This is a genomic window from Bradyrhizobium sp. (assembly GCF_027451485.1).
Taxonomy (GTDB): Bacteria; Pseudomonadota; Alphaproteobacteria; order Rhizobiales; family Xanthobacteraceae; genus Bradyrhizobium.
Genome location: NZ_DAIDJE010000071.1, coordinates 1 through 7036 on the forward strand (window position 1 = coordinate 1; position 7036 = coordinate 7036).

Sequence of the window (7036 nt, forward strand, 5' to 3'; positions counted from 1 at the left end):
AGCGTTCTTGATGGCAGCATCATCACGCTTCTTGAGCTGCTTCCTCAAGGCCGCATTTTCGTTGGCCAGCGCTGCGTCTCTTTTCTCGATTTTATCAAGCCGCGCCAGCACGTCGTCGAGCTTGTCGGCCGAAGCGGGCAAGGCCTGAAACCCCACGCCGACCGCTACTAAAGTCGCCCCCAAAACGTATTTTCGCATCGTCTCGCCCCCTCTTAAAAAAAAGTTGAGGAAGCGTGGCGCGGTCCTTTCATACCGTCAACGGAGGGCTGGAACCCGAAACTCCTCGCAAGTGCGAAATGAACACATCGACGTTACTAGAAAAATCTTATAAATTTCATATAGATATGGCGTTCGCGGCGTTTTTCCGCAACGCCAGAAACATTGTGTCTTTTGAGCAACAATCAGGAATAAAGTATACCACGAAATACTGTATGCCAATCGCAAGAAGATTTAGACATTTGGGAAGGGCCGCAACCCACGCGATTCTTCCGCCCTGTCTGCTGCGGCCGGAACTTCCAACCGGCGGCTCCGTTGAGCGGTTCACAAGAAGACGTCCTTGAAGACGCTCGCTATGCGAGCTCTCGGGAAGAGATGCGCCCCTTTGCGGGCGGCAACTGAATTCCTGAGGTGGCCCGCTAGCTCTGAACTTTCAGGCAAGGGCCGCCTCCTCCTCCATCTGCGAAGCTGGACGGCTGCGCTGGCGAGCGCGCCTTGTCCTAGGCAGCCCGCAGGGTTTCGGGACTTCTTCGGTAGTCGTCCAACCACCCCATCAAGCGAGTCAACAAGCCGGAAGGTTCGCGGCCATCCTCGTTGGGCGAGAAAGGGTCTGTGTAGCATCTGGCGCCTGCGGCCTTGGCAATCTGTGCCACCAGTTCGGTCATGCCGGGCGCACCAGCGGTATAGACGAGGTCGTCCGGCGACAGCGCCGGCAGGTAATCTGTCGGCCGGCCGCTTCGAATAGCGTACGAGACGCTCTGCGGCTCGGATACGACAGGAACGATGGTGACGTTTGGAAAGCGCGCCAGGCGGCACAAGGCGCCATGCATGTAGAACGACTGGAGCTTTCGTGTGGAAACGACGAATGCGAGTTCTCGCTGCGGCCGCTCGGCGATGGCTGCGGCGGCGATCGCCCACATCGGCGCAAACCCGGTCCCACTGGCGACGAGGATCATGCGACCGCGATGATCGCGCCTGTGAAACGCGCTGCCGAAAGGCCCCGACAACCTGACGCGGTGACCAACACGAATCCCGTTTCCGATCGCCGATGATACAGCACCATGCGGCAGGCGCCTGATATGGAAATGCAGCCGCCGATTGTTCGGGGCGCCCTCGAGCGGATAGGTCGGGCTATAGCACCGCGCCGGAAAGCCTCGAAACTGCAGCTTGCAATATTGGCCCGGCAAATGCCGAAACCGACGCTGGAGCTCAAGGCCGACGCCGACGACGTCGGGGGCGAGCCGCACCAGTTCGGCCACACGCGCCGCCGTTGAAACCGGATCGGGTGTCGGCTCGGCGACAATTTGAAGATCGGAGACGATCCGCGCCTGGCAGGCATAAACCATGTCGCTGCTCTCATCGGTGCCGCCGAACACTTTTCCATCCACCAGACGCACCCGACACGACCCGCAAACGCCGCTGCGGCAGTCGTAGGGCAGCTCGACACCACTCGTCAGTGCGCCGTCGAGCAGAAGATCTCCGCAATTGGCGAGAAACGTCTCGTTGTTCAAGGTTACCTTGCAGATCTTTGCCATTACTCCACCTCAATACGAATGGGCCGGACATGTCGCGTGTGCCCTATCTGGCTGTGGTCGAACGCCGCCACACGCATGAAGACGCCGCTCTTGATCGGCACGTCAAACTGACTGTGTGTATCGAGGCGACGCGCGACCTCGAGCGACCAGTGGCCGGAGGCCCATCGCGCCGCACATCGCACGTCGGCGCGGTCGCCTGAGAACTTTCCCGATATGACGACTCCCGGGATGACCGTTCCCGCGGGAATTTGACGGTCCAGTTCGGTCGCGTACGGCACGGATTCGCCCTCCGTCATATACCAGCGCGCGCCGTCGCTTTCGCCGATCTCCGGATCGAGATTGACAGAGCCCATCGCCGCGGCCATGGCCTCCAGATCCTTCGGCAATCGACGAGGCTTAATCGTTTGATGGACGTCCGCCGTGTTTGAAGGCACGTCGAAATTGTTGGAGTAATTTGCAGTGCCGGGGTCCGGCTCGAATCCACCTCTATAGGGCACGGCATTGTTCATCTGCATCGACGTCGGCCTGAGCGGTGGACCGAAATGATCATCGTCCATCCAGCCGCTGGGACCGCCGCTCGTGGCCTTCCATTGCCACACATCCACGTAGATCCGTTCGGCCGGCGTGTAATGCAGTCCTCTTCCCGTCATGGTGGCCGGCGCATCGGCGACAGGCTGCGGACCGGCATGGAAGGTTTTGTCGCCGGCGAGCGTTGCGTTCAGAGTCGTAAACAAGACGGCGAACTTGTCTTCATTGAAGGCATGCTCCTCCCCCCGATCGTAGCCATCATGAAGCAGATGCCAGCCGTCAGCTCGCTTGATGAGCGGCAGCTGCTTCAGCGACCGCGTCGGATCCTCCCACGTGAACAGGAAATACGCCCAGGTTCCGTTGTGCACCGCGCGAATATTGATCCTGGTCTCACCTTTGCCGTCGAAATTCTCACCCTCATTCGTCATGACAGAGAAGGGAGAGATGTTGCGCCAGACCGGATCGGACGTATCGCCGTCGAGAATGGGAGCCTCCGTGCTGGAGATCCGGTGGATGCGCAAGCTGTCAACGGCCAGAAAATCGGTCGCAAGCAGCACCGAGGTACCGAGAACCGCAACGGCCGATGCAACGATGAAAGGGCTCGACTGCAGTGTGACGTCTCTTTGCCTTGGGGTGCTGCTGGGTTGCGCCCTCGCCTGCGGACGCCGCCGGGATGGCCGCGCCGGCTGTCCGGATTGTTCGACGAGCAATGTTAGCAGTTCCGCCGCATCGAGACGGGGCGGCGGAGCCGGCAAGCGCGCGGGACGAACAATGCGGAGAAGCTGCGATGTGCCGCCGATCATGGCCTGAAAAAGGATATGCAGGCCGGTAAAGGCCGGAATGGCCCAGCTTGCCCACCAATGTGCGCTTGCTACGCCATGGTCCGCGAGCACACCGAAATAGAGAAGACCACCGCTGACGATCAGGACGGTCATCGCGAGGAAGAACAGCCAGATAAGCAAAACGTTGAAGGCGCCGAGCCGGCCGCGCTTTCGACCAAACAAGGCCCGCAGACGAACCTTGTCCAGCTGAACGCGGCGGCTCAATCCGGACCGGCTCATATAGACCACATAAGCGATCGCAATCGCGGTCAGCAGCACGGCGGCTTCGATGTGCATCGTCCAGACGTTCGCCCGCGGCAGCAACGCATCGAACAAGTTGATCCAAGTTCGATGCGGTGCTTCCGTAGCGATACGCAGGCCGCTGACGAACGCGACTCCTGTCGCTCCGACAAGAATCCAATGCAAAAGGATCGTGCCGTAATCAGTCTTGCGTTCTCTCACCCGCACGCTCCCAATTCATGGACGCGGCGAGCTTTGAGTTCCGCTCGGTGCTTGTCGTTTACGTGCTGGCCGAAGCCGCAATGCGACTCTCGATCGAATATCTCCGATCGCGACTGTGCAATATCCTGGTGACGCATACTCAAACATTCCCCACAAGCAGATCGCCGGTCGGCGAACAAATCGTCTCCTTTCATCGATGCGCAGGATCGTCTTCGTTCAGACAGCCCCGTCCGGCAAACTTGAACGATTTCTGCGCGCGGTTCGTTGTCAGCTCTCGGTCCTCGGACTACCCGGTGAATTCTTGCTGGATGCCAGCTGGTCCATGTTGCTTCTCCCCTGCTGTACCTTTCGTCGCCAGCTTCAAAGAACCTGACCGACGCTATCGACCCGCGGCAATGATTTATTCAGGTTCGTGGCGTCATTCGGCCGAGACAAGGGCCAGTTGCTGTCGAAGCAAGGTGATAGGCTGACGATTCTATGACTGCGATGAGGCGTGCCGTCACCCGGTGCGTGCTCGCGCGCAGCAGAGAATGGATCTTTGTCGGCCGTAAAAGTTGGTCAACTGCACATCGTGCTTATTGAATTCGCTTCTTCGTCCAGCTTTTCGCTCGTCTGGCGTCGTCAGAATGCCGCAGCAGAATGGTCGTCGGTCCAATTGCTGCCGGAAAATGGACAGCATCCGCTGCCAACAAACGGTCGGCTCGGCGAGAAGATGAAATGGGGGGAACGCCATGCAAGATCGATGGACGTCTTCGCGGTTTGACCTGCGTAACATTCTGATTACTGCGGCGGATGATCCAGTCTCGCGTGCGATGCGCGAGAGTGCGCGCCGCATGACCGGTGTCGCGGTATTCAGCGGCGTGATAAATTTGCTGATGCTGTCCGGCTCTCTTTATATGCTGCAGGTCTATGACCGGGTGATTCCGAGCCGCAATCTTGCAACACTGTTGGGTCTCTCGCTGATAGTGCTGCTCGCCTATCTGGTGCAGGGATATTTCGAGGCGCTCCGCGCAAGGATGCTGTGCCGGGTCGCAACGCTTTTTGATGTCGGCCTTCAGGAAGCGGTCCACGATGCACTCGTGACGTTGCCGCTTCGCGGCGCGAAACCGGCTGCGATGCAACAGCCATCGCGTGATCTCGAGCAGGTCCGCGCCTTCATGTCGAGTATGGGACCGACGGCGATACTCGACATGCCCTGGATTCCGATCTTTCTGCTGGCGCTGTTTCTGTTCCATCCGTTAATCGGCATGACTGCGCTGGCAGGGACCATCTCGATCGTGGCCATGACGGTTCTGACCGAACGCCTGTCACGTGGGGCGGCCAAGGCCGCAACGGAGTCCAGCGCACAGCGGCAGGTCCTCGTCGACGCGATCCAGCGCAATGCCGAAGTCATCCGCGCGCTCGGGATGACGGATCGATTCAAGGCACGTTGGTCGCAATCGAATGAGCTCTGTCTTCAGGAAAATATGCGGGCCGCGGATTTGTTCGCCAATCTGGGCTCGGGTGCCAAGGTGCTGCGCTACGTCTTGCAGTCCACCATGCTGGGGGTCGGCGCCTATTTGGTGGTCTCCGACAGGGCTTCCGGCGGCATCATGATTGCCTCCTCCATCATGATGGGGCGGGCGTTGGCGCCCGTCGAGGTCGCGTTGTCGAGCTGGAAGCAGCTTGCGGCCGCTCGCCAGGGCATCGCGCGGCTGCGGGAGGTTTGCAAGATGACGGCAAGACTTCCCGTACCTGCCTTGGACTTGGCGCGTCCCTGCCGCGAACTAGCCGTCCAGCAGCTTACCGTCGCGGCGCCCGCGACCGACACGACAATCGTCACGAGCGTCAGTTTTTCGCTCAAGGCGGGTGCGGGCCTGGCCTTGCTAGGGGCCAGCGCATCCGGCAAGACGTCGCTTTCCAAAGCGCTGGTCGGAATCTGGCCGGCCAAGTCCGGCACCGTTCGACTCGATGGCGCAGCAATCGATCAATGGCGAAGCACGGATCTCGGACGTCACATCGGCTATTTGCCCCAGGATGTCGCTTTGTTCGACGGCACGGTCGCCGAAAACATCTGCCGCTTCGATCAGGGCGCGACATCCGAGGCGATCATCAAGGCGGCACAGATCGCGGGTGTTCACGATCTCATCCTGCGCCTGCCGAATGGCTATTCGACCCAAATCGGTCAGGGCGGCCTGGCGCTGTCGGCGGGCCAGCGACAGAGAATCGGACTCGCGCGGGCCGTCTATGGCGATCCATTTCTGGTCGTGCTCGACGAGCCCAACGCGAATCTCGATACAGACGGCGAGATCGCTTTGGGCCGCGCCATTTTGATCCTGCGCAAAAGCAAGAGCATCGTGATCGTGATTTCGCATCGCCCCAGTGTGATTGCCGCGCTGGACATGGCACTCGTGCTTTACCAAGGAAGATCGATCGCCTTCGGTTCGTGCCAGGAGATATTTGCTCGCGTCGGCGCATCCAAGATGCAGGGCGCGCCGAGAAGCCAGGCGCGCCCCAAACCCAGCCCCGCACCGCATTACGCCGCTGTCGCCGAGCACGTCTAGCATGCGCTACACCGAGGACCATCGACGCCCCGACGAAACTGCGCGTAACTGGAGCGGAGAGCCCTACGCCGACGACATAGGGCCACAAGGCGAAGCGCTGATTCTTGAGTTACAGCGATTACGGCAGGCGCTCGACGGTGAACGCAATGACAGCCGGCAGCCGGCTCGCCCGGCCGCGCGCAGTGACACGCAGAAACGTCAAGACCGGCGCAAACGCCAACAGAAAGCGCGCGGTCCGAGACCCAACAAGAGCAAAATCAAGCTGGCCATCGATGTTTGCCTGAGACCGTTCGGCATTGGGGCTCCAGTCCGGGAGGAGGACGGCAGCAATTCCCGGGTCGAGCCGGTCATGCCTCCGGCCTATCGGCAGAGCCCGCCTTTGTTTCCGCGCGATCCCGTCCTTATGGATTTAGACAGGACCGGGCCAGCCATGCCCGTATCCGAGGATTCACGCCCGTCGCGAATTGGCGAGGGCGACGCTGTCGTTGCGTCAGCTACCCGCCAGACCACCGTCAACACGGCGGTTGCGGAACTGATCGTCAAGTGCCGAAACGGTCTGATGCTGGGCGCCGACTTTATTCTCGATCGCGGCGGTGCGCCTCCTCCTGACGTCAAGCTGCTTGGCCTGCAGACGGGCGTGCAATGGGCGTTCGAGCACGAGCTGCGTATCGGCCTTCGGGTTCTATTCACTGCCGCAGTCCTCGGGGGAGGTTGGGCCGCATTCGTGCCTCTCGCAGGAGCCGTCGTCGTGCCCGGCAATCTTGTCGTGCAATCCAATGTCAAGAACATCCAGCATCCGACCGGAGGCGTCGTCGCCGAAATCGACGTGCATGACGGCAGCCGGGTACAGACCGGCAAGCTCCTGTTGCGGCTGGACGCCACGCAGGCACGAGCCGGTCTGCAGATGGTAAGCAAGCAGCTCGACGAGGTG

At 60.5% G+C, this 7036-nt stretch carries 6 protein-coding genes; 3 read left to right on the plus strand and 3 right to left on the minus strand.

The window, feature by feature from the left end:
- From NEZ08_RS09965 to NEZ08_RS09975, 3 genes are all read right to left on the minus strand, one after another.
- Positions 1-198, minus strand: a 198-nt coding sequence (locus NEZ08_RS09965; protein WP_298106450.1) for a hypothetical protein, incomplete at its 3' end; no start/stop codon positions are given.
- A gap of 518 nt (positions 199-716) precedes the next feature.
- The gene (locus tag NEZ08_RS09970; protein ID WP_298106451.1) at positions 717-1751 is read right to left on the minus strand and encodes a 2Fe-2S iron-sulfur cluster-binding protein; all 1035 of its coding nucleotides are present in this window, start codon (positions 1749-1751) and stop codon (positions 717-719) included.
- Positions 1751-3562 (minus strand): ethylbenzene dehydrogenase-related protein, encoded by a 1812-nt coding sequence (locus NEZ08_RS09975; RefSeq protein ID WP_298106452.1) that lies wholly within the window; start codon positions 3560-3562, stop codon positions 1751-1753. The genes NEZ08_RS09970 and NEZ08_RS09975 overlap by 1 nt, the downstream gene beginning before the upstream one ends.
- A gap of 538 nt (positions 3563-4100) precedes the next feature.
- Here NEZ08_RS09975 and NEZ08_RS09980 point away from each other — a divergent pair.
- From NEZ08_RS09980 to NEZ08_RS09990, 3 genes are all read left to right on the plus strand, one after another.
- On the plus strand, positions 4101-4325 hold the full coding sequence (locus NEZ08_RS09980) for a hypothetical protein (RefSeq protein WP_298106453.1): 225 nt from the start codon (positions 4101-4103) through the stop codon (positions 4323-4325).
- A 70-nt stretch (positions 4326-4395) separates the two neighbouring features.
- Complete coding sequence (locus NEZ08_RS09985) at positions 4396-6105, plus strand: type I secretion system permease/ATPase (RefSeq protein WP_298106455.1); 1710 nt, start codon at positions 4396-4398, stop codon at positions 6103-6105.
- Position 6106: 1 nt separating this feature from the next.
- A partial coding sequence (locus tag NEZ08_RS09990; RefSeq protein WP_298106454.1) for a biotin/lipoyl-binding protein occupies positions 6107-7036 on the plus strand: 930 nt, incomplete at its 3' end.

Bases quoted from the DNA above. Each gene is read 5' to 3' on its own strand.
- NEZ08_RS09970 (WP_298106451.1), bottom strand. From the start codon at position 1,751: ATGGCAAAGATCTGCAAGGTAACCTTGAACAACGAGACGTTTCTCGCC.
- NEZ08_RS09985 (WP_298106455.1), top strand. From the start codon at position 4,396: ATGACCGGTGTCGCGGTATTCAGCGGCGTGATAAATTTGCTGATGCTG.